The organism is Bacillus sp. BF2-3 (assembly GCF_008368795.1).
GTDB classification, from domain to species: domain Bacteria; phylum Bacillota; class Bacilli; order Bacillales; family Bacillaceae_G; genus Bacillus_A; species Bacillus_A cereus.
Genome location: NZ_QOSA01000031.1, coordinates 35,353 through 58,730 on the forward strand (window position 1 = coordinate 35,353; position 23,378 = coordinate 58,730).

The window sequence follows — 23,378 nt, forward strand, 5'->3', positions numbered from 1 at the left end:
GGGTGCTGAGATGCACTTTGAACGGCTTTTTTTATGAGAATTGTTTAAGTGCTCTTTCGGCTAGTAAAGCAAAGTATTCTGCACTTATAGGCAGTGCCTCTTCATTAATTGTAAAAGCAGGATGATGCCATTCATGTGTACCGCTCGTTCCCATAAAGACGAATGAACCTGGTATTTCCTGTTGGTAAAATGAGAAATCTTCTCCAGCCATTGATAGACTAGGCGAGATGATATTAAGATTCATCTTTGTGGCAACTTGAGTAGATAAGTCTGAAAGAGCTTTATCGTTGTGAACAGCAGGAGGACCTGAATAAAAACGGAATTTCGTTTTTACACCTAATGCATCAGATACACCTTTAATAATACGCTCCATGAGTGCTGGAATCTTTTCACGTGTTTCAGCTTGGAACGTGCGAATCGTTCCTTCTAACGTAGCTTTTTCAGGAATTACGTTCCACGTATTTCCTGCGTGAATATTTGTAACACTAACAACCGCATTATGAGATGAACTTATATTTCGGCTTACAATTGTTTGCAGTGCCATCACAATTTGAGAGGATGCGACAATAGGATCTACGCCAGCATCTGGTACAGCCGCGTGTGTACCAACTCCGTGAATTTCAATTTCAAATCGATCAACTCCAGCCATCAGTGGACCATCTTTAATGCCAATTGTACCTACTGGTAAATCAGGTTTATTATGCATGCCGAAAATCGCTTGCACATTACGTAAATGTCCAGCATCAATAACTTTGCAAGCGCCATTACTACTTTCTTCAGCTGGTTGGAATATGAAGCGAACCGTTCCATTTAGGGAAGATTCTCTTTCTTTTAATAAGAAAGCAGTACCTAAAATGGCAGCTGTATGAAAATCGTGTCCACAAGCATGCATTTTTCCTCGTACTTTAGATGCATAGGACAAATGTGTTTCTTCTTGAATAGGAAGGGCATCAATATCAGCACGAACTGCTACAATTGGCCCGTTTTTATTACCAGACACTTCAGCGATAATTCCTGTTTCTAAATTGGAGTCAATGATAGTAATGTTTTTTTCTTCTAACCAATTTTTTATTGCTTTTGTTGTTTCGAACTCTTCATATGATAGTTCTGGATACTCATGTAAATGTCGACGGATGGAAATAAGTTTTTCTTTTAGTTGATTTGAAATAGATACCATGTAGTATGCCTTCTTTCTTCAGCAAAATATTTATCATAAGTATACAACAATAAAAGAGAGGATTCTCAAATGAAAATCCTCTCTCGTTTATCCCGTATTAATGGGCAGTCCGATTGGTTCAACTAATTAAAGTTTCGCTTTATGCTGCGACTTTTTTATGCGTATGATGTTTACGATAACGTCCACGCATTGCGTATGCAATTTGCGGGATTGCAATCCCGATTAAAATAAGTGATACACCGAACCATTGTGAAGATAGTACAGCCTCTTTTAAAACGAATACGGACATAATTGTTGTAACTGGTAGTTCCGCTGCACCAAGAATAGTTGCTAAGCCAGAACCGATTTTTGGAATACCGATTGTAAAGGCAATAGATGGAATTACGATACTAAATGTTCCTAATCCTAAACCGTATTTCCAAAGACCTTGAGAAATGGCACCATTAAAAATAAATGTTGGTGGGAATACAATCATGACTAAAGTTAAAGCACCAGTCATTAAGAGAACACCGCGCGGTAATGAAGGTACTTCAACAGCAACTTTTCCGCTCACGAAAATGTATGTTGCGAATGTAACAGCAGATAATAAACCTAAAATGATCCCAGTCGTATCGAAAGCACCTGCTGATTGTTCAAGTAAACCACTTGATAAAAATGTCCCTACAAGTAAGAAAATAACAGAAATAACTTTTTCTCTTGAAGGTAATGTTTTTGTTGCGACTGCTTCAATGATAATTCCGACCCAAACAAATTGGAATAAAAGAATAATTGCAATAGAAGCTGGTACAGTTTTTAATGAAGCATAATAAAAAATTCCGGTAAAACTTGCAGATGTTCCTGCAACGAATAAAAGTAATGCTTGCTTTAAAGGAACGCGATGTCTAGAAAATAGAAGTGTAATAGCAAGCAAAATAATCCAACCGAACAAATATTGGCTGCCAATTACCTCTCCAAGTGAAAATCCTTCTGCATATGCAAGCTTAACAAAAATAGCTAAAATTCCATAACTACACGCTCCTAATAAAACTAAAAGAGAATAACGAAGCATGAAAAATTCCTCCCATCTATATGAAGTTGTTCCGTATCGAAAATATATAACTAGAGGGAAGTATACAAAATTAGAAATAAAGGGTCAAATGAAAGAAAAGTATGACATTTTATAGAATAATAATAAAAGTATGATATTTATGCATAATCTTGAAATTATTAATAGTAGAAGTATTATAAAATCAACTTTGCATTGTATAGAACCGGCATTTGAAAAAAATATTTTTTAAACCAATATGTATATAGACGTACTAGTAACGTGCTAATTATTTGAGAAACTATGTTACCTTTGTTATGGTAATGACAATTAAAGGAGTTTCATAATCCATTTGAGTTTTTTCTATATAATAGAAGGAAATGAAAACGTTTTATTAGAAACTGTGAGGAAGTACTTTTTTCTTATTGCCACGTTGTAAAAGTGATTTCACGAATTGTTCATAGTATTTTTATGTGTTTTTGTTACAATATTTAGGGAGAGGAGTGGAATGATGCAAGATATTAGTATTTTTTTAGCGTTTGGCGCCGGGTTCTTATCATTTATTTCCCCATGTTGCTTACCGCTTTATCCGGCATTTTTATCGTACATAACAGGTATGTCGGTTTCTGAATTGAAAGAAGAAAATGCAATGCTTCGCAAAAGAAGTATGATACATACAGCGTTTTTCTTACTTGGATTTTCAATTATATTTATTGCAATTGGATTTGGTACAAGTTTTATTGGGGGAATCTTTACTGACTATAAAGATTTAATCAGACAGTTAGGTGGTATATTTATCATCGTGTTCGGCTTAATTATTGTCGGGGTGTTTAAGCCGAAATTTTTAATGCAAGACCGTAAATTTACATTTAAAAATCGTCCAAGTGGCTATTTTGGATCAGTACTAATTGGATTAGCCTTTGCAGCAGGGTGGACGCCATGTACCGGACCAATTCTAGTGTCGGTAATTGGATTAGCAGCAACAAACCCAGAATCAGCAATGATTTACATGATTGCTTACATACTTGGATTTGCTATCCCGTTTTTCGTACTGTCATTCTTTATTACGAAAATGTCTTGGATTAAAAGAAATAGTATGGCCTTCATGAAAGTCGGAGGATATATTATGATTGTTATGGGGGTCTTCCTATACTTTAACTGGATGACGAAAATTATCGTATATTTCTCAAGTTTATTTGGTGGTTTTACCGGTTTTTAGTATTATTCTGCGAAAATGTTGGAAATACTAACGGAAAAGCATATAATGAAAGTATATTTTGCATATAGTCACAAAAAAGGATGAGAAAATATGAACATAGTTCTTTTATCAAGTATCGTTGCTGTTTGTATGGCTGTCGGTGCGATGTTTATTCGTTTAAAAGCAGCTAAGAAACCTGCAACATTGAAAAAAATTATACTTCCGCCATTTTTTATGAGCACGGGAGCATTGATGTATGTTTTTCCTGAATTTCGATTAACTCCAGCGGAAATGTTAGAAGCAATTGGCGTCGGTTTGTTTTTCTCTATTTTTCTTATTAAAACATCTAAATTTGAAATTAGAGGACAAGAGATTTATTTGAAGCGTTCAAAAGCGTTTGTTTTTATATTAATTGGATTACTTGTCGTGCGGATTGTATTTAAAACATACTTAAGCCAATCTCTTGATTTAGGACAACTTAGTGGCATGTTCTTCTTACTGGCGTTCGCGATGATTGTGTCATGGAGAATTGCCATGTACCGTTCCTTTACGAAATTACAAAAGGAAATGGAAAAAGAAGATGGTTTTTATAATGAAAAAGATATGAAGCTAACTTAAAAACTGTATATGTACCAAATAAAAAGACAGCGTCAAAGGCGCTGTCTTTTTTATCGAAAATAATATGAAGTTACTTTGCGAGTAAAGATCGATAGTTAGAATAATCAATCTTTTTTTCTTGTAGTTTTTTAATTAAAAATTTATGATCACGCTTTGGTGTGGCAATGATATATCCTTTAATAATTAAGTCTTGTGTAATTTGAGAGGCATTTTCTTGTAATGCAAGTTCCCCGATTTTTCCAGCAATCTTTGATTTTGCAACATCGCGAAATAGTTCTGGAACAGGACTTACAAGCTCTTCTAACAATTGTTTTTGTTCGTCAGCCCATAAATGTCTCGTTTTATTTATGTAGTGTTCTTCCCAATCCAAAATGGACATGCCGTCTTCTTTTGGTAAACGTTTTAAAAATTTTCTGAACATAAAGTATCCACCGATAGACATAAGCCCTAATAAAATAACCGTCCATAATACAATGAACCAACTGAACCATCCTTCGAGCAAGCATATCCCCCCTTAATGATAGCGGTTTTCTTTTATTCATATTATATACAGTGAGATTCATAGAAAGCAAGAACGCTTGGTCATTTTGACCAAGCGTTATCATTTAAACAAAGTATAGTTGTTCCACATGTAAATTATTATTATCATCTTCTACATATTCAATGATTAATGTGCCAACTTTACGATCTTTATCTTCAGTTGTGAAAATAGAGTAAGAAGTAAAACGTGTTTTTGATAGGCCGCTTATGTGTGTAGGTAAAGAAATGTAGTCGTTATCGCGGAAGAATTCCATCAGTTCAATATCCTCAAATTCTTTTCGGTCAACTTGTTTGTTTGTATAGCGGCGTTGAAGTTGTTTTAAAGATTCATTCCAAGAAATTGCTTTTGTGTCGTATACCATTGTTCTATCTCCTTACTGTATGTAATTATTAAGAACATACGTTCTAATCTAGTATACTCTTTTTATTAGAAAAGGGAAAGCAAAAAATAATGTAAGCTTGGATTTCCAAGCTTACATTATTGATGCGTCCGTCATAATCTCTATTTTTCATTATAAGTTAGATAAGAATAAGAAACAAGATGATATATATAATGTTGAGAGTTTTCAAGATTCTGTATATTATAGGTGTACTAAAGTGTAAGGGAATGAGAGGTGTGACATACGTAATTTCACTGCAAGGGCCGATGGCTAGCGGAAAAACAACATTAGCAAAAAGGTTAGAAAAGAGAGGGTTTCGAGTTATATATGAAAATCCATATCCAATTGTAGAGAAGCGAAAAAAATTGAATTTAGATATGAATTCAAAAGTAGGGTTTATTATGAATCAAAAAATGTTTATGGAAGCAAAAATAAAGGAGTTTCAAAATGTGAAAGATTCAGTCGTAATTTTTGATCGCGGACCAGAAGACATTGAGTTTTTTACACTCTTTTATCCAACGAGTATAGGAGAAGAGTGGGATATAGAAACTGAATTGAAAGATGAATTATATAAATTAAGAGAATGCCGTTCGGATGTGATTTTTTACTTAGATGTTACGAAAAAGAATGTATATGATAGAAAAAATAATGATAGAACAAGAAACAGAAGTACATTTGAGGAGCAATTTAAATTAGCAGAAACTGAAAAAGACTGGTATAAACAATTTCCTGTAACTTATGTGGACACAAATAGATTAACAGTTGACGATTTAGAGGTATATTTTATGGACTGGTTAAAGGAGAGAGGGCTATGAAAAAAATACTTTTATTTGTATACCCAACATTTGCGGAGTTTGAAATAACAGTAGCGACGGCATTGCTGAAAAATAAATTTGAAATCATTACAGCGGGCTTAACAAAAGAATTGATTATAAGTGAAACAGGTTTGCAAGTGCAACCACATATAGAAGTAAGTGAAGTACGTGTAGATGAGTATGAGGGGGTACTTATTCCAGGTGGAGAAGAAGTACAGTTGAAAGATGCGAAATCTCTTTTTTCAGTCATTCGTCAATTTCACGAACAAGAAAAATTAGTGGCGGCAATTTGTGCTGGACCGTATGCGCTAGCAAAAGCAGGGTTATTTAAAGGGATTTCTTATACTGCGACTATAGATTATCAAAAATTCGATTGTTTTCCAGTAGAAAATTTCGTGTATGAAGAAGTTGTGCAACACTCAAATATCATTACAGCACAAGGGCATGCATTTGTACCATTTGGAATAGCGATTGCCTCTTATTTTGGAGTGGCAGACGAACATAATACAGATTTTTATTGTGGTAAAGGCAATGTAGTAATGGAGAAACTTTTACGAGAAAACGTGTAAAAGCTAGCAAATGCTAGCTTTTTTACACCGATAAATTACTAACGTTTTTGGATCGCGCCATATACCGTTATGGAGCGATAATTCCTTGTTGATTTCTTCTGTTAGCCATTCTTTCATCTCGGCTTGAAGATACATATTATCGGGTATATTTAACGATGGAAACATGCTGGAAATATAGTTTACTATTGGGGTAGCATGATGAAAAACGAGCGCATTATGAATAACTGTTTCTTCAACCGTTGGAAAAGCAGATGCTACTATCTCTTTACCATTTTCTAAACAAAATGGAGAGACTGCTGGTGATGTTTTCGGTAGATCAAATGCGTCAAGCATGTTGTTACACATTTCAACTATACGAGGTAATGAAACTTTAGAATTTGTTGTAGCTAAAAGTGTTCCGCCAGAACGAATGACTTTATAAAAGCCTTGAATTGTTTTTTCAACATCTTTCACATGGTATAACATATGTCTTGCAATTATTAGGTCATAACAATTTGTTTCGAAAGGAAGTTTACTAGCGTCCCCTCGTTTCCATTCTATTAAGTTATTTATTTTAGCAGCTTCAGCAAGCATAGCTTCGGATTGATCAAACCCGGTTAATGGGTCTTTATGACCATTTGTTTGTAAAAGGGAAAGGAATTTTCCACTAGCGCACCCAACCTCTAATATGTTTTCATCCCCTTGAAGGTGTAAATGTTCAATGACGATCTTATCTAAATCTACGTGTTTTTCTTCGTAATGTGTATGTGTGTCGATGCGTGTTTGTAAATGGTTGCTAACGTTATATTGACGTTTTACATCATTCATTTTGTCACATTCCACCTTTGTGCAAAATTGTTGGATTGCATGTGTTAATACATCTGTTTTCTTTAAACCTTCGTAATGGAGTGCTGATTCAAACCTTTCAAGTAATTTCTCTTCAATTCGAAAATGAATATCTTTTCGTTTTGTCACTGAAATTTCGCCCCTTTGCATCTGTTAGTGAGACTATAGCACGTCTGGAAATTTTGTGTAAATCATTTGTGTACACAAAATTAGGGGGATGAAAAAAATGTTTGAATATGATTTTAAACTATTGACGATTTAACCGTTTTCATATATTCTTAAATTAAGTAATATTCAAATAATTCAAAAGAAATGAGAGAGTCACATGCTTCTTCAAGGAACACATCGAATTGGTCGTATGGCCATGCTGTTGGCACTTGCGGATGAGAATGAAAGTCCTGTATTATCCATTCCAAAAGGTTGGAAGTATTGTACGGGGAAAGTGGGTTCGATGAATTCGCAAAAGGTTGTCGCAGCAATGGAAACAGCGGCTAAAAGCAACCAAGTTATTGAAACAGACGTTTACAGAGAAACACATGCACTTTATCATGCAATTATGGAAGCTTTGTACGGAGTGACGAGAGGTCAAATTCAGTTAGCAGACGTTCTTCGTACAGTAGGACTTCGTTTTGCGATTGTGCGCGGTACACCATACGACGGGAAAAAAGAAGGCGAATGGGTTGCTGTTGCATTATATGGAACGATTGGTGCACCTGTAAAAGGATCTGAGCATGAGGCGATTGGTTTAGGAATTAATCACATATGATTTGCCCATAGTCTATTAGTTAGAAGGGGGCCTTACTTTTTTAGGACAGAAGTCTGTCTTAAAAAGATAAGGTCCCCTTTTGCCTTTTTAAGGAGGAAAAATGATGATTACGTTAACAGGACATACATTGACAGTTGAAGAAATGAAGAGGTTATTACTGGAAGGAGAAGGTGTAACAGCTTGTCCAACTAGTATGCAAAAGGTAGCGGAGTGCCGCGAAGTAGTTGAGAAAATTGTAGAGGACGGAAAAGTCGTTTACGGTATTACAACTGGATTTGGAAAGTTTAGTGATGTGCTTATCCAAAAAGATGATGTAAAGGCACTTCAACATAATTTAATTCAGTCACATGCATGTGGGATAGGTGATCCATTCCCGGAAGAAGTATCGCGCGGAATGTTAATTTTACGAGCGAACACGATGCTTAAAGGAGTATCAGGCGTAAGGCCGCTTGTTGTAAATATGCTTCTTGAGTTTGTAAATCGTAAAATTCATCCAGTCGTTCCGCAACAAGGTTCACTTGGTGCAAGTGGAGATTTAGCACCTTTATCTCATCTTGCGCTCGTATTATTAGGCGAAGGTGAAGTGTTCTATAAGGGGAAACGCGTTCATGCAATGGTTGCTCTTACAGAAGAAGGGCTTGAGCCAATTGAACTTGAAGCGAAAGAAGGTCTTGCGTTAATTAATGGTACGCAGGCGATGACAGCACAAGGAGTTCTTTCTTATATAGAAGCAGAAGCAACGGCATATCAAGCTGAACTAATTGCTTCGATGACAATTGAAGGGTTACAAGGCATTATTGATGCATTTGATGAAAATGTTCATAAAGCACGTGGCTATAAAGAGCAAGTGGATGTAGCAAGCAGAATTCGTGACATTCTTCATGATAGTAAGTTAACAACAAAACAAGGAGAACTACGTGTACAGGATGCCTATTCACTTCGTTGTATCCCGCAAGTACACGGTGCTTCTTGGCAAGTTTTGAATTATGTGAAAGAAAAATTAGAAATTGAAATGAATGCCGCAACAGATAATCCGCTAATCTTTGATGGCGGGGAAAAAGTAATTTCAGGTGGTAATTTCCATGGTCAACCGATTGCATTTGCGATGGACTTCTTAAAAGTAGGAATGGCGGAACTTGCAAACATTTCAGAGCGTCGTATTGAGCGTTTAGTAAATCCGCAGTTAAACGATTTACCGCCATTTTTAAGTCCAGAACCAGGACTTCAGTCTGGTGCAATGATTATGCAATATGCTGCAGCGTCACTAGTTTCTGAAAATAAAACGTTAGCACATCCGGCGAGTGTTGATTCAATCCCGTCATCAGCTAACCAAGAAGATCACGTAAGTATGGGAACAATCGCTTCACGTCATGCACATCAAATTATTCAAAATGTAAGACGTGTTCTTTCAATTGAAATGATTTGTGCGATGCAAGCGGCAGAATATCGCGGGATTGAAAACATGAGTACAGTGACGAAGAGCTTCTACCATCAAGGGCGTCAGCAAGTACCATCTATTACAAATGATCGCATCTTCTCAACGGATATTGAAAATATTGCACATTGGTTAAAAACGAATTATTCGATAAAAGAAAGATTGGATGTAAACGCAGCACTATAAAACGAGAAAAGGGAGAGATTGAAATGGAAAAAGTACAACAAACAATTCGCGCGCCAAGAGGTACAGAGTTACAAACGAAAGGGTGGGTGCAAGAAGCTGCACTTCGTATGTTAATGAACAATTTAGATCCGGAAGTTGCTGAAAAACCAGAAGAATTAGTTGTGTATGGCGGAATTGGCCGTGCAGCTCGTAACTGGGAAAGCTATCAGGCGATTGTAGATTCATTAAAAACGTTAGAAAGCGATGAAACGTTACTTGTTCAATCAGGAAAACCAGTTGCCATTTTTAAATCACATGAAGATGCACCTCGCGTTCTGTTAGCGAACTCAAACTTAGTACCAAAATGGGCAAACTGGGATCACTTCCGAGAACTAGAGAAAAAAGGTCTTATGATGTACGGACAAATGACAGCTGGTAGCTGGATTTACATTGGAACACAAGGGATTCTACAAGGAACATATGAAACATTTGGTGAAGCAGCTCGTCAACATTTCGACGGTTCATTAAAAGGTACATTAACACTTACTGCTGGTTTAGGTGGTATGGGTGGTGCACAACCTCTTGCTGTAACGATGAACGGCGGTGTTGTTATTGCTATTGATGTTGATAAGCGCAGCATTGATCGTCGTATTGAAAAGAGATATTGTGACATGTATACAGAATCATTAGAAGAAGCATTAACTGTTGCGAACGAGTATAAAGAGAAGAGAGAACCAATTTCAATTGGTTTGTTAGGAAATGCGGCAGAGATTTTACCAGAACTAGTGAAGCGTAATATTACGCCAGATTTAGTTACAGATCAAACATCTGCTCATGATCCATTAAACGGTTATATTCCAGTAGGTTACACATTAGAAGAAGCAGCGAAACTTCGTGAAGAAGATCCAGAACGTTACGTACAATTATCAAAAGAAAGTATGACAAAACATGTGGAAGCGATGCTTGCGATGCAAGAAAAAGGCGCAATTACATTTGATTATGGAAATAACATTCGCCAAGTTGCTTTCGATGAAGGTTTGAAAAATGCTTTCGATTTCCCAGGATTCGTTCCAGCATTTATTCGTCCATTATTCTGTGAAGGAAAAGGGCCATTCCGCTGGGTAGCGCTTTCTGGTGATCCAGAAGATATTTATAAAACAGACGAAGTAATTTTACGTGAGTTCGCTGATAATGAACATTTATGTAACTGGATTCGTATGGCACGTCAACAAGTTGAGTTCCAAGGACTTCCATCACGTATTTGTTGGTTAGGTTACGGTGAGCGTGCGAAATTTGGTCGCATCATTAATGAAATGGTTGCAAATGGTGAATTATCAGCACCAATCGTTATCGGTCGTGACCATTTAGATTGTGGATCAGTAGCATCTCCAAACCGTGAAACAGAAGCGATGAAAGATGGTAGTGATGCAGTAGCTGACTGGCCAATTTTAAATGCATTAATTAATAGTGTAAACGGTGCAAGCTGGGTATCTGTTCACCACGGTGGTGGCGTTGGTATGGGTTATTCACTTCATGCGGGAATGGTTATCGTTGCAGATGGAACAGAAGCAGCAGCAAAACGTATTGAGCGCGTATTAACTTCTGACCCTGGTATGGGTGTTGTTCGTCACGTTGATGCAGGGTATGACTTAGCTGTGGAAACTGCGAAAGAAAAAGGCGTTAACATTCCAATGATGAAATAAGGAGGAGAAAACATGCTGGACACTTTACTAATCAATATCGGTCAATTACTAACAATGGATCAAGAAGATGGCTTGTTAAGACGAGAAGCGATGAACACGCTTCCTGTTATCGAAAACGGTGCGGTTGGAATTGAAAATGGTGTAATCACTTTCGTTGGAACAGCGGAAGAAGCGAAAGGATTACAAGCGAAAGAAGTTATTGATTGCGGGGGGAAAATGGTTTCTCCTGGTCTTGTTGATCCGCATACCCATCTTGTATTTGGTGGATCTCGTGAAAATGAAATTGCGCTAAAATTACAAGGAGTTCCGTACTTAGAAATTTTAGAACAAGGCGGAGGTATTCTTTCAACTGTAAATGCAACGAAACAAGCATCGAAAGAAGAACTTGTTCAAAAAGCGAAATTCCATTTAGACCGTATGTTATCTTTCGGCGTTACAACTGTAGAAGCGAAGAGTGGTTACGGATTAGATGATGAGACGGAATGGAAACAATTAGAGGCAACTGCACAATTACAAAAAGAGCATCCGATCGATTTAGTTTCCACATTTTTAGGTGCTCATGCAGTTCCGAAAGAATATAAAGGTAGATCGAAAGAATTTTTACAATGGATGTTAGACCTATTACCAGAAATGAAAGAGAAACAATTGGTGGAATTCGTTGATATTTTCTGTGAAACAGGTGTGTTCTCAGTAGAAGAATCAAAAGAATTTTTATTAAAAGCGAAAGAGCTTGGCTTTGATGTGAAAATTCATGCAGATGAAATCGACCCTCTTGGTGGTGCGGAAGCAGCGGCAGAAATCGGTGCAGCATCAGCAGACCATCTAGTTGGCGCTTCTGATAAAGGGATTGAAATGCTTGCAAACTCGAATACAGTAGCAACATTATTACCAGGAACAACTTTCTATTTAAATAAAGAAAGCTTTGCTCGCGGTCGTAAAATGATTGATGAAGGTGTTGCAGTTGCGTTAGCTACAGACTTTAACCCAGGTAGCTGTCCAACTGAAAATATTCAGCTTATTATGAGCATTGCGATGCTAAAATTGAAAATGACACCAGAAGAAGTTTGGAATGCCGTAACGGTTAACTCATCATATGCCATTAACCGTGGTGATGTAGCTGGGAAAATTAGAGTTGGTCGTAAGGCAGATTTAGTTTTATGGGATGCTTACAATTATGCTTACGTACCGTATCATTACGGCGTAAGTCATGTGAATACAGTATGGAAGAATGGTAATATTGCATATACAAGAGGTGAACAATCGTGGAGCACGGCCACTATTTAAAGAAAAACGCAAAGTTTATTGATCGTGAAGTGACAAAATGGAGTGAGATGATTAAAGATTGGGAGGAAGGTGTAGAAATATTCGGTGCTGCCTTAATTGGAGCACCCCTTTCTAAACCATCTATTAGTCATTCAGGAGCGAGTTTTGCTCCAAAGACAATTCGTGCGATGTTAGATGCATATAGTACATATGCAATTACAGAAAAACACGATATGAAAGAAAGTGTCTTATATGATTGCGGCGATATTACGATGCATGTGACGGATATAAAAGAAAGTCATAAACGAATTGCGAAAACAGTTGGTCATGTAACGAAAGTAAACCCGAACATGATACCAATTGTTCTTGGTGGTGACCACTCGATTAGTTTTCCGAGTATAACAGGTTTTGCAAACAGTAAAGGAAAGGTCGGAATTATTCAATTTGATGCTCATCATGATTTACGTAATTTAGATGATGGAGGCCCGTCAAATGGTACACCATTCCGTAGTTTACTAGAAAATGATGTCATTACAGGGAAACAACTTGTTCAAATTGGAATTCGTAATTTTTCTAATGCACGTGCGTACCATGAATATGCAATAGAGCATGGTGTAACAGTGTATACAATGAAAGACGTAAGAGAGCGAGAAATAAAAGATATTATCACGGAAAGTATTGAATTATTAAGAAATCAAGGTGTGACTTCTATTTATATTTCTCTTGATATGGATGTGCTAGACCAAGCGTTTGCACCAGGTTGTCCAGCAATTGGGCCTGGTGGAATGGATAGTACGACTTTACTAGATGCGATTGAATTCCTTGGTAAAGAACCGCTCGTTCAAGGGATGGATATAGTAGAGATTGATCCAACTCTTGATTTCAGAGATATGACGAGTAGAGTAGCAGCGCAAGTGATTATGAGTTTTCTTTTAGCGAGGGAAACGGTTAGTAAGCAGGTTAGCATATAGACGGAAAAGTAGATCTTTATTTATGTCTTATCAAAAACACATCACTACTTAAATGTAGTGATGTGTTTTTGTATTAAAAGAGAATGAATGTGTGTGGAACTGTTAATGGAATTGCGGTTTTTATAGTGTATTGTGTAAATTTAATTTCTTGCTTCTGAAGTATTGACGTGTAAAATAATTTTATGATAAAATAAAAATTTTGCTAAAAAACTAAAAGTGTGTTAAGCTTGAGAAGGTTACCATATATGGAGGTGGATTATTTGTTTCAAATTGGCGATAACATTGTTTATCCAATGCAGGGAGCAGGTATAATTAAAGCCATAGAAGAGAAGGAAATCTCAGGAGAAAAACAACAGTATTATGTTATAAAAATGTCAGCTAGTAATATGGAACTAATGATTCCAGCAGGGAGAATATTGAATTCGAATATACGTCCAGTTACGGATATAACCGCATTAGCACACATAATGGATATTTTTCAACATGGGGAATCAGATAGATTACTTACGTGGAAACAAAGGTATAAATTGAACACTGATAAAATAAAGACGGGTAAAATGCAAGAAGGTGCTGAAGTTGTGCGTGATTTAATGCGTATACAGAAAGAAAAAGCACTTAATGCAAGCGAAAAGAAGATGTTAGATAACGCATATGAATTTTTGATTAGTGAACTGGGATTAATTGAAGGTATCACAGAAAATCAGATAAAAAGCTTTTGTTAAGGTTCATTACAAATAATGTATTATATCCCAAAAAAGATCTTGAATTTTTTGGGAACATAATTATAGAAAATTTATCATTTCAAAGACATTCAACTCTTTCAAACCACTTTTAGAGCATTACCTCTATTGTTATTACTACAATCAAATCCATTTTTATTTTTTAATTTCATTTATGAATGTTCGAAGTTTAATTGAATACTTCGATAAAATAGTTACTTGATTTTTGCAATCCTGATTCACACTGGCACGGACGAGGAGCCGTAAGGATGAAAGAGAGGTAGGGCTTTCATTGTTTTAGGTATATAAGTTATTATTTTTAGAAGAATACTGAACCATTTTCACTTCTATTGATAAGGTGTTTTTTTATTAAAGAGATAAACGAATTGACAGCCATATATGGTCAACAAAAAAGGTTTCCTCCTAAGGAAACCTTTTTAATATTATTTATAGCATTTTATTTTTTGGATATTCGAATTTTTTATTGTAAAGTCGTAAAAATTGACGTTACTATCTAAAAGTAAGTATGATGCGATTATAGTAAGATTTTTTAGGGGGAAGAAAAATGACAAGTTCAAGTAATAAAGCAGCGAGTATTTATGAAGGAACAAATGTAAATGCTGGGGGATTTTTTGAAAACGTTGAAGAAACAAAGTTGTTTGATCCAATTCAAGTTGGAGCTTGGTCTCTTCGTAATCGTATAGCGATGGCACCGATGACAAGATGCTTTGCAGATAATGAGACTGGAGTAGTTGGTGCGGATGTAGTGGAGTACTACAGAAAACGTGCTGCGGATGGAATTGGACTAATTATTACAGAAGGAATTGTCATTAGTCCGAGAGCAAAAGGAAACCCAGGAGTACCAGGTATTTATACACAAGAACAAATCGATTCTTGGAAACCTGTTACAGAGGCAGTACATAAAGAAGGCGGGACGATTATTGCTCAAATATGGCATGTTGGGCGTATGAGTCATCATGAAATAATTGGTGGTCAAATGCCACAAGCACCGTCGGCTATCGCTGCAGAGGGAAATGTTCCACGCTTTCGTAAACCGTTTGATACGCCAGAAGCAATGACGTTAGAAGAAATACAAGAAGTGATCGGTCAATACGCACAAGCTGCGAAAAATGCAATCGAAGCTGGATTTGATGGAGTAGAAATTCACGGTGCACACGGATATTTAATCGATCAATTTACGTATGAGTTTGCGAATAAGCGAACAGATAAATATGGGGGTGATTTAAAACAAAGGTTAACGTTTATGAAAGAAGTAACGGCGGCTGTAATAGAAGCTGTTGGAGCTAATAAAACACTTCTTCGTTTCTCTGCTTTCAAAGGTGATAATCCTACTTATATGTGGGAAAACCCTGAGTTTGCAATTGAAACGTTCATAAATATGTTTAAAGAGGTTGGGTTAACGATGATCCATCCTTCAACGATGAATTATACCCAAGAGATTGCTGACGGAAAGAATTTTCATCAACTAGTAAGAAAATATTGGGATGGTACGATTGTTGGGGTTGGTAATTTAAATCCGAAAGAGGCCGAAGAAGCGTTGCAAGAAGGAACGATTGATGTAGCGGCATTCGGAAGACCGTTAATTGCTAATCCAGACTTTGTTCATCGAATTAAACACGCTGAAAGTTTAGTTGAATATGACGCGAAAGAGCATCTTGCTACGTTAGTATGAATAAAGATAAAAGGAGAACACATCTAGTGTTCTCCTTTTATTATGGAATTTCATAGGGGGAAGCGGGATGAGTGAAACGCTACTCGTTATTATTAGTATATTACTATTTTTAATGTTGCTTTTAATCGTCTTTTTTATCATTACATTTTTTATAAAAAAACGAACACATCATTCTATTTTAAAATTACATCCGTACTTAGGAAGAATGCGCTACTTACTGGAAAAGATAGGGCCTGAATTTCGACAATACTGGTTTGATCATGATACGGATGGAAAGCCTTTCTCACGTTATGATTTTCAAAGTGTTATGTTTTTAGCGAAATATCGCTCTGAAATACTTGGTTTTGGATCAAAACGAGATTTTGAAGCTTCTGGATATTATATTGCTAATACATTATTTCCGATATTAACGGAGGAATTAAGTGTGAATCTCACGCAAGAGCGAGAAGGTAAAAAGTACGTGATTAATAAAGAAGGGTTATTTTCAAGAAGAGAAAAATTGACAGCGGATACAACGAATCTTTGGCTGTACGAAGAAGATGATGCAATTATAGTCGGTGAGAACCGTAAATATCCGTGGAAGCTACATGGCATGTTTGGTGCATCTGCGACTTCTTATGGTGCGATTGGAGAAAATTATATTTTAGCGAGTGGTCTTGGAGCAAAAATGGCAGGCGGATCGTGGATTAATACGGGTGAAGGTGGCGTTATTCCAGAACATTTACATACAGGAGCGAATATCGTTGCGCAAATTGGTCCAGGGTTATTTGGATACCGTGATGAAGACGGTAATTTTTCAATGGGAAAATTCATGGAGAAAGTGAAAGAAAGTAATATTAGAGCATTCGAATTGAAATTTGGGCAAGGTGCTAAAATACGTGGTGGTCATTTAGAGGGGCAAAAAGTAAATGAGAAAATTGCGTTTGTTCGCAACGTCCGAAAGGGAGAGACGATTAATTCACCGAATCGATTTTCATTTTTAAAGAATGCAGCGGATACACTTTATTTTATTCAACAGTTGCAAGAAAGCGGCGGTAAACCAGTTGGAATGAAAATTGTAATTGGTCAGCAGAAGCCTTTGGAAGATTTAATAAAAACAATGAAAGAACTAAACATTTATCCAGATTTTATTACAATAGACGGTTCAGAAGGCGGGTCAGGGGCAACGTATAAATCGATGGCAGATTGTATGGGACTGCCGCTTATTCCAGCATTACTTACATTTATTGATACAGCAAACCATTATGGTGTTCGTAACAAGTTTAAAGTATTTGCATCGGGTAAATTAATCACACCAGATAAAGTAGCGATTGCTTTAGCGATTGGGGCAGATGCTGTAAGTTCAGCCCGCGGATTTATGATGGCAAGCGGCTGTATTATGGCCCTTCAATGTAATTCTGGCCAATGTCCATCTGGTGTAGCCACGACGAATCCGCATTATCAAAAAGCGTTAGATCCGTATGAGAAGAAGTGGCGAGTCATGAATTATATTATTAGTATGAGATATAGTTTATTTTCATTAGCGGCAGCGGTGGGAGTGAAGAGCCCGCGTCATTTAAAGAGAGAGCATATTGTATTTAAAGACGAGATGGGGCGGGTAGTTCCTCTCTCAGAATTGTTTCCTACTAGTAAATAGTAAGCTATGTTTAATAGATTAAAAGTCATACATTTGTATGGCTTATTTTTATTAAAAAATAAGGTGTTTAATTATCTGAATATTTTTACTTTAATTTCTTTTGAAAACAGGGTAATCCACTGGGATAAAGGCGCTTATAAAGGTTTTCACATGTAATGAAAAGTGCTCGTTCACTTGAAAGAACAAAAAATGTTTGTTAAGGTAGGGAACCATAAGCGAAAACAAGAAAATAGAAAAAGTCATTTTTCGAAATTTTGAATGGCTTATGGACTAAGGGAGAGATTTGGTGAAGATTGAAATTATGGTTTCGCTTGCTGTTTATATGGCAGGTATGTTGTATATCGGATATTGGTCTTATAAGAAGACATCCGATTTATCAGATTATATGTTAGGCGGGAGGGGACTTGGTCCAGCAGTTACAGCTTTATCAGCTGGTGCTTCTGACATGAGTGGCTGGATGTTAATGGGATTACCTGGTGCGATGTATGCAACAGGATTATCAAGTGTATGGATTGCGATAGGTTTATTAATAGGTGCGTATGCAAACTATTTAATCATTGCCCCGCGTTTACGAACGTATACAGAAGTGGCAAATGATTCAATTACGATTCCAGACTTTTTAGAGAATCGGTTTAAAGATCGTACGAAAATACTTCGTTTTGTCTCCGCTATCGTCATTTTAGTATTTTTCACATTTTATGCGTCGGCTGGTTTAGTTTCAGGTGGACGTTTGTTTGAAAATTCTTTTAACCTTGATTATAAAATTGGTTTATTTGTAACAGTAGGTGTCGTTGTTGCGTATACACTATTTGGTGGCTTTCTAGCCGTAAGTTGGACGGACTTTGTGCAAGGTTGTATTATGTTTATTGCGCTTGTACTAGTGCCAATTGTTGCTTTTACGGATGTCGGTGGTGTAACAGAAACATTTAATACGATTAAGCAAGTCGATGCATCGCATTTAGATATGTTTAAAGGGACCACAATACTTGGTATTATTTCATTTTTAGCATGGGGCCTTGGATATTTTGGTCAACCACATATTATTGTCCGCTTTATGGCAATTACCTCTATTAAAGATTTAAAAACTTCTCGTAGAATCGGTATCGGTTGGATGACGATTTCAATTATAGGTGCAATGCTTACTGGTCTAATTGGTATCGCCTATTATGCTAAAAATAATGCGACATTACAAGACCCAGAAATGGTCTTTGTAACATTCTCAAATATTTTATTCCATCCGTATATTACAGGATTTTTATTATCAGCTATTTTGGCTTCGATTATGAGTAGTATTTCCTCACAATTACTTGTTATTTCAAGTGCAGTAACGGAAGATTTCTATAAAACATTTTTCCGTCGTAATGCAAGTGATAAAGAACTTGTATTTATCGGTAGGCTGTCGGTATTAGTTGTAGCGATGATTGCAGTTGTTTTAGCGTATCATCCGAGTGATACAATTTTAACGCTTGTTGGATATGCTTGGGCAGGATTTGGATCAGCATTTGGACCAGCAATTTTATTAAGTTTATATTGGAAGAGAACGAACAAATGGGGCGTTCTTGCTGGGATGATTGTCGGTGCATTAGTTGTTATCACTTGGGTACAAATTCTAAGTTTAAAAGCGACTATGTATGAAATGGTACCTGGATTCTTCTGTAGTTTATTAACTGTTATCATTGTAAGTTTATTAACGAAAGAACCCGTTAAGGCAGTTCATCGTGAATTTAATGAGATGGAAGCAGTACTGGAAGAAGAAAAGAAATGATTTGCAAAAAGAGTAAACGATGAATAGCGTTTACTCTTTTTACATGTAAAATGAAAGTAAGGACTTATTGACAATAAAAAATAAGTAACTTATAATAAATCTCGAGTTCGAGATAAATAACATGCATAATGAAGAAATATTATGGTTATAAATCGAACGAATATTTTTTGTAAATTATCTTGAGTTCAAGATAATTTGATAGGTTAGACACCAATATGTATTTTTGTAATTAATATCTCGAATTCGAGATAAAATTGTTATAACGGATTTTACTTTGCAGCATGGACAAAATGAATAATGAATTTAAATGTAAAAGAATTTTTATAATGAAATAAAAAAGGAGTGGAAGAAATGGAAAAGAAAACAATGGGAATCCATCACATTACAGCGATTGTAGGGAATCCACAAGAAAATGTAGACTTTTATGCTGGTGTATTAGGGTTACGTTTAGTGAAACAAACAGTGAATTTTGATGATCCAGGTACGTACCATCTTTATTTTGGAAATGAAGGAGGAAAGCCTGGAACAATTATTACGTTTTTCCCATGGGCAGGTGCTCGTCAAGGTATTATTGGGGACGGTCAAGTAGGAATTACGTCTTACGTTGTACCAAAAGGTACAATGGAGTTTTGGGAAAATAGATTAGAAAAATTCGATGTTTCGTATACAAAAATGACTCGTTTTGGAGAGCAGTATTTAGAATTTGATGATCCGCATGGTTTGCATATAGAATTAGTTGAAAGAGAAGCAGGCGAATTAAACAATTGGAGTTTTGGAGAAGTTACACCAGAAGTAGCAATTAAAGGGTTTGGAGGTGCTGTTCTTTTATCTGCACAGCCTCAAAAAACAGCTGAATTGTTAGAACATATTATGGGTCTTGAAAAAATTGGAGAAGAGGGCGAATTTGTTCGATTCCGTTCTTCTGCTGACATTGGAAATATTATTGATTTGAAATTATCAACAATCGGTCGTGGCCAAATGGGCGTTGGTACAGTTCATCATATAGCTTGGAGAGCGAGTGACGATGCTGATCAGCTAGACTGGAAAGAGCATGTGTCGCGTTTTGGATATCACGTAACTCCTGTACAAGATCGAAATTATTTTAACGCGATTTATTTTAGAGAACATGGTGAAATCTTATTTGAAATTGCAACAGATCCTCCTGGTTTCGCTCATGATGAATCGTTAGAGACGATGGGAGAGGAATTAAAGTTACCGGAACAATATGAACAACATAGAAAACAGATTGAACAAACGCTTTTACCATTTGAAGTGAGAAATTTAGATTAAAGTGATTGAAGGGGGAAAAGGATTATGATGAAACATGTTTTTCAAAAAGGAAAAGATACGTCAAAACCAGTGCTGTTATTACTTCATGGCACAGGTGGTAATGAATTAGATTTACTACCACTTGCAGAAATAGTTGATTCGGAAGCGTCGGTATTAAGCGTTAGGGGAAATGTGTTAGAGAATGGGATGCCGCGTTTTTTCCGCCGATTAGCAGAGGGCATTTTTGATGAAGAGGATTTAATTTTCCGTACGAAGGAATTAAATGAATTTTTAGATGAAGCGGCTAAAGAATATAAATTCGATAGAAATAACATTGTAGCTATCGGTTATTCGAATGGGGCAAATATCGCAGCAAGCTTATTATTTCATTACGAAAATGCATTGAAAGGTGCTGTGCTTCATCACCCAATGGTACCTAGAAGAGGAATGCAATTAGCAAATTTAGCAGGGAAATCTGTGTTTATTGCTGCTGGGACAAATGACCCAATTTGTTCATCAGCAGAGTCAGAGGAATTGAAGGTACTATTAGAAAATGCAAATGCGAATGTAACAATGCATTGGGAAAATCGAGGGCATCAATTAACGATGGGTGAAGTAGAAAAAGCAAAAGAGTGGTATGACAAAGCATTTTAAAAAAAGAAGCATCTGCTAACGATTAGCAGATGCTTCTTTTTTATTTAAGACTGGATTGCAAGATGAGATGAAGAAAGTGGTAGCTCAATATCAACAATCGTACCTTTATTTAATTCGCTTGAAATGTGTAATTTACCATGATGTTCTTCAATTATTTTGTAACACATCATTAATCCTAGTCCTGTGCCTTTTTCTTTTAAACTATAAAAAGGTTCGCCTAGACGGGAGATACGATCTTCTGGAATGCCACAACCTTCATCGATAATTCGTATTAAGATGAAATTATCCTCTAATGGTTTTGTTTGGATGAAAATATTTCCGCCATTTGGCATCGCTTCTATCGCATTTTTTAATATGTTTATAAAAACTTGTTTTAATTGGTTACCGTCACATTGAATATCATATACGTAATCAAAATGATCCATGATGATATGAACGCTATGCATAATTGCAGTCGGTAAAATAAATGTAACTACCTCTTCAATTAAAGTTTGTATGTTACAAGTTTGGATAGATAATACTTGTGGCTTAGACATCGCCATAAATTGACTCGTGATGGATTCCATTTGTGAAATCTCACTTAACATAACATCGATATACCATTTTTGCTCCTCATTTATTTCAGGGAGGAGCAACGTTAGAAAACCTTTTAGAGAAGTGAGTGGATTTCGAATTTCATGGGCAATTCCAGCTGTCAGTTGTCCGACTACTGCGAGCTTCTCAGATTTTCGTAATAACTTTTCAGTTTCTTTTAGCTCAGTAACATCTCTCCCCATCACGATAAGACCTTTGCGAGAACCGTCAGGATGATAAAGCGGGACTTTTGATATACTTAAGATTAGATCGAAATCATCTCTATGTATAATAAATTCCTCGCCATGAAGAATTTGTCTTTGTTGCCATGCTAGTTCATCAATTTCTTCACAATGTAAAAAAGCTTCTCGGTATGCTTCATTATATTGAATGAGTTCGCTATCTTTTTTCCCGTGGTAAGGTACATGATGGAAATTGAAGCAAGAAAGTGCGTAGTCATTTGCCTCAAGCCAGCGCCCTTCATGATCTTTAAAAATAACAAACGCAGGCATGGAGTTTACTAATGTACGCAATCTCTTCTCACTTTCTTTTAGTATATTCTCAATTCTTTCTGATTTTTCAAGCGGCTTCATAATAGCATATACGCCAGTAAGACGATTTTGAACAAAAATAGGAACTAGTTTTGTCACAACATCTAATAAGAATCCATTTTTATGATAAATAGATAAGATATACTCTTGTTGATTATCCGCTTCAGTATTCTTTATATTTTGTAATACTTGCTCAGAAATATGGGCTTCTAAAATAGAGGTAATATTTTTCTGTTCTAATTCTAAAGAAGTGTAACCTAATATTCTTTCGGCAGAAGGATTTATATGTAGAATAACTCCTTCTAAATTTAATGAAATAATACTATCAGGATTGTGTTCGAACAGAGATGCGTACATTTCTGTTAATGAACGATCTTGTATATGGTTTCGCAAACGTCTAGAAATGTTCGGATGACGTTTTTTTTGAGTTGGTGAATATTTTTTACGACTCATAATAGTTCCTCCGTACAAATAGCATCTAAAAAGATTTGTCTATTCATAACTATAATATAGATGTAATGTGTATTTCTATAAAAAATGGAAGTTATAGAATAAATTTTGTTTTTTTTATTTTTTGCAAGGTGAATGCAGGATGGTAATAAGGGGAGCTTATATTGTTTTATAAACCTTTTGTAAGTTACAGACGGTTGTTTTCCGTATAACATTAGGGTAGAGGAGGGGGAGAGAAAATGAAAAATTATATTCAAGGGATTGATCACGTGCAAGTAGCTGCACCTGTAGGGTGTGAAGAAGAGGCGCGTGATTTTTATGGGAATACGATTGGTATGGAAGAAATTCCAAAGCCAGAAGAGTTGAAAAAACGAGGTGGATGTTGGTTTAAATGCGGAAATCAAGAAATCCATATTGGTGTCGAGCGGAACTTTACACCAGCTAAAAAGGCTCATCCAGCTTTTTATGTGAATGAAATTAATGAATTTAAGCAAACACTTATAGAGCAAGGTGTTAAAGTGATTGATGATTATGCAAGGCCAGATGTAATTCGATTTTACGTGTCAGATCCATTTGGAAACCGAATTGAATTTATGCAAAATAAAGACTAGGTGGATTC

22 protein-coding genes and 1 pseudogene are annotated in these 23,378 nt (G+C 36.2%); 17 read left to right on the forward strand and 6 right to left on the reverse strand.

Annotated features, from left to right (window positions below; all coding sequences use genetic code 11):
• Positions 1-31: 31 nt before the first annotated feature.
• Positions 32-1,177 carry a M20 peptidase aminoacylase family protein gene (locus DN401_RS21850; protein WP_000253674.1) on the reverse strand — a complete coding sequence of 382 codons (1,146 nt, stop codon included), beginning with the start codon at positions 1,175-1,177 and terminating at the stop codon, positions 32-34.
• 139 nt (positions 1,178-1,316) lie between these two features.
• On the reverse strand, positions 1,317-2,225 hold the full coding sequence (locus DN401_RS21855) for an EamA family transporter (protein WP_000947043.1): 909 nt from the start codon (positions 2,223-2,225) through the stop codon (positions 1,317-1,319).
• 322 nt (positions 2,226-2,547) lie between these two features.
• Between DN401_RS21855 and DN401_RS30500 the strand changes: the two are divergent.
• The 3 genes and pseudogenes from DN401_RS30500 to DN401_RS21870 all read left to right on the forward strand — a co-directional run bounded on the left by DN401_RS30500 (position 2,548) and on the right by DN401_RS21870 (position 4,017).
• Positions 2,548-2,696 (forward strand): annotated as a pseudogene (locus DN401_RS30500) (peptidase T).
• A 16-nt stretch (positions 2,697-2,712) separates the two neighbouring features.
• Positions 2,713-3,420 (forward strand): cytochrome c-type biogenesis protein CcdA, encoded by a 708-nt coding sequence (gene ccdA, locus DN401_RS21865; protein ID WP_001152676.1) that lies wholly within the window; start codon positions 2,713-2,715, stop codon positions 3,418-3,420.
• Positions 3,421-3,510: 90 nt separating this feature from the next.
• Positions 3,511-4,017 (forward strand): CcdC family protein, encoded by a 507-nt coding sequence (locus DN401_RS21870; RefSeq protein ID WP_001028439.1) that lies wholly within the window; start codon positions 3,511-3,513, stop codon positions 4,015-4,017.
• 70 nt (positions 4,018-4,087) lie between these two features.
• Here DN401_RS21870 and DN401_RS21875 read toward each other — a convergent pair whose 3' ends face one another.
• Positions 4,088-4,519: a DUF2621 domain-containing protein gene (locus DN401_RS21875; RefSeq protein WP_000889373.1), complete on the reverse strand. Its 432-nt coding sequence runs from the start codon at positions 4,517-4,519 to the stop codon at positions 4,088-4,090.
• Between the two features lie 103 nt (positions 4,520-4,622).
• A complete protein-coding gene (locus DN401_RS21880; RefSeq protein ID WP_000262401.1) occupies positions 4,623-4,919 on the reverse strand; it encodes a hypothetical protein in 297 nt (98 codons plus the stop codon).
• A gap of 245 nt (positions 4,920-5,164) precedes the next feature.
• Between DN401_RS21880 and DN401_RS21890 the strand changes: the two genes are divergently transcribed.
• Both DN401_RS21890 and DN401_RS21895 read left to right on the forward strand, forming a co-directional pair.
• Complete coding sequence (locus DN401_RS21890) at positions 5,165-5,752, forward strand: AAA family ATPase (RefSeq protein ID WP_033688984.1); 588 nt, start codon at positions 5,165-5,167, stop codon at positions 5,750-5,752.
• The gene (locus tag DN401_RS21895; RefSeq protein WP_000722200.1) at positions 5,749-6,321 is read left to right on the forward strand and encodes a DJ-1/PfpI family protein; all 573 of its coding nucleotides are present in this window, start codon (positions 5,749-5,751) and stop codon (positions 6,319-6,321) included. The genes DN401_RS21890 and DN401_RS21895 overlap by 4 nt, the downstream gene beginning before the upstream one ends.
• Positions 6,322-6,324: 3 nt before the next feature.
• Here the strand turns inward: DN401_RS21895 and DN401_RS21900 are convergent, their stop codons facing one another.
• On the reverse strand, positions 6,325-7,275 hold the full coding sequence (locus tag DN401_RS21900; protein ID WP_149287928.1) for a class I SAM-dependent methyltransferase: 951 nt from the start codon (positions 7,273-7,275) through the stop codon (positions 6,325-6,327).
• Between the two features lie 196 nt (positions 7,276-7,471).
• On the opposite strand from DN401_RS21900, the gene hutP reads away from it, so the two are divergent.
• The 11 genes from hutP to DN401_RS21955 all read left to right on the forward strand — a co-directional run bounded on the left by hutP (position 7,472) and on the right by DN401_RS21955 (position 21,185).
• Positions 7,472-7,912, forward strand: coding sequence for a hut operon transcriptional regulator HutP (gene hutP / locus DN401_RS21905; RefSeq protein ID WP_000926516.1), 441 nt, complete (start codon positions 7,472-7,474; stop codon positions 7,910-7,912).
• A gap of 103 nt (positions 7,913-8,015) precedes the next feature.
• Entirely contained in the window at positions 8,016-9,533 is a 1,518-nt protein-coding gene (gene hutH, locus DN401_RS21910) for a histidine ammonia-lyase (RefSeq protein WP_000631874.1), read from the forward strand.
• 23 nt (positions 9,534-9,556) lie between these two features.
• Entirely contained in the window at positions 9,557-11,215 is a 1,659-nt protein-coding gene (hutU, locus tag DN401_RS21915) for a urocanate hydratase (protein ID WP_000416948.1), read from the forward strand.
• A 12-nt stretch (positions 11,216-11,227) separates the two neighbouring features.
• Positions 11,228-12,499, forward strand: coding sequence for an imidazolonepropionase (gene hutI, locus DN401_RS21920; protein ID WP_086692758.1), 1,272 nt, complete (start codon positions 11,228-11,230; stop codon positions 12,497-12,499).
• Positions 12,478-13,449 carry a formimidoylglutamase gene (gene hutG, locus DN401_RS21925; protein ID WP_000399851.1) on the forward strand — a complete coding sequence of 324 codons (972 nt, stop codon included), beginning with the start codon at positions 12,478-12,480 and terminating at the stop codon, positions 13,447-13,449. Before hutI ends, hutG begins: the two co-directional genes overlap by 22 nt.
• Before the next feature lie 260 nt (positions 13,450-13,709).
• The gene (locus tag DN401_RS21930; protein ID WP_170317877.1) at positions 13,710-14,171 is read left to right on the forward strand and encodes a CarD family transcriptional regulator; all 462 of its coding nucleotides are present in this window, start codon (positions 13,710-13,712) and stop codon (positions 14,169-14,171) included.
• Between the two features lie 562 nt (positions 14,172-14,733).
• Complete coding sequence (locus DN401_RS21935) at positions 14,734-15,861, forward strand: alkene reductase (RefSeq protein WP_000204582.1); 1,128 nt, start codon at positions 14,734-14,736, stop codon at positions 15,859-15,861.
• Between the two features lie 67 nt (positions 15,862-15,928).
• Complete coding sequence (locus DN401_RS21940) at positions 15,929-17,497, forward strand: FMN-binding glutamate synthase family protein (protein WP_000005173.1); 1,569 nt, start codon at positions 15,929-15,931, stop codon at positions 17,495-17,497.
• A 286-nt stretch (positions 17,498-17,783) separates the two neighbouring features.
• Positions 17,784-19,262, forward strand: coding sequence for a sodium/proline symporter PutP (gene putP, locus DN401_RS21945; protein WP_142285651.1), 1,479 nt, complete (start codon positions 17,784-17,786; stop codon positions 19,260-19,262).
• Between the two features lie 351 nt (positions 19,263-19,613).
• Entirely contained in the window at positions 19,614-20,552 is a 939-nt protein-coding gene (locus tag DN401_RS21950) for a ring-cleaving dioxygenase (protein WP_149287929.1), read from the forward strand.
• A gap of 24 nt (positions 20,553-20,576) precedes the next feature.
• Positions 20,577-21,185, forward strand: coding sequence for an alpha/beta hydrolase (locus DN401_RS21955; protein ID WP_000975492.1), 609 nt, complete (start codon positions 20,577-20,579; stop codon positions 21,183-21,185).
• A gap of 44 nt (positions 21,186-21,229) precedes the next feature.
• Here the strand turns inward: DN401_RS21955 and DN401_RS21960 are convergent, their stop codons facing one another.
• Positions 21,230-22,762 (reverse strand): BA3702 family sensor histidine kinase, encoded by a 1,533-nt coding sequence (locus DN401_RS21960; RefSeq protein WP_000087648.1) that lies wholly within the window; start codon positions 22,760-22,762, stop codon positions 21,230-21,232.
• A gap of 236 nt (positions 22,763-22,998) precedes the next feature.
• Between DN401_RS21960 and DN401_RS21970 the strand changes: the two genes are divergently transcribed.
• Complete coding sequence (locus tag DN401_RS21970; RefSeq protein ID WP_000800772.1) at positions 22,999-23,370, forward strand: VOC family protein; 372 nt, start codon at positions 22,999-23,001, stop codon at positions 23,368-23,370.
• Positions 23,371-23,378: the final 8 nt, after the last annotated feature.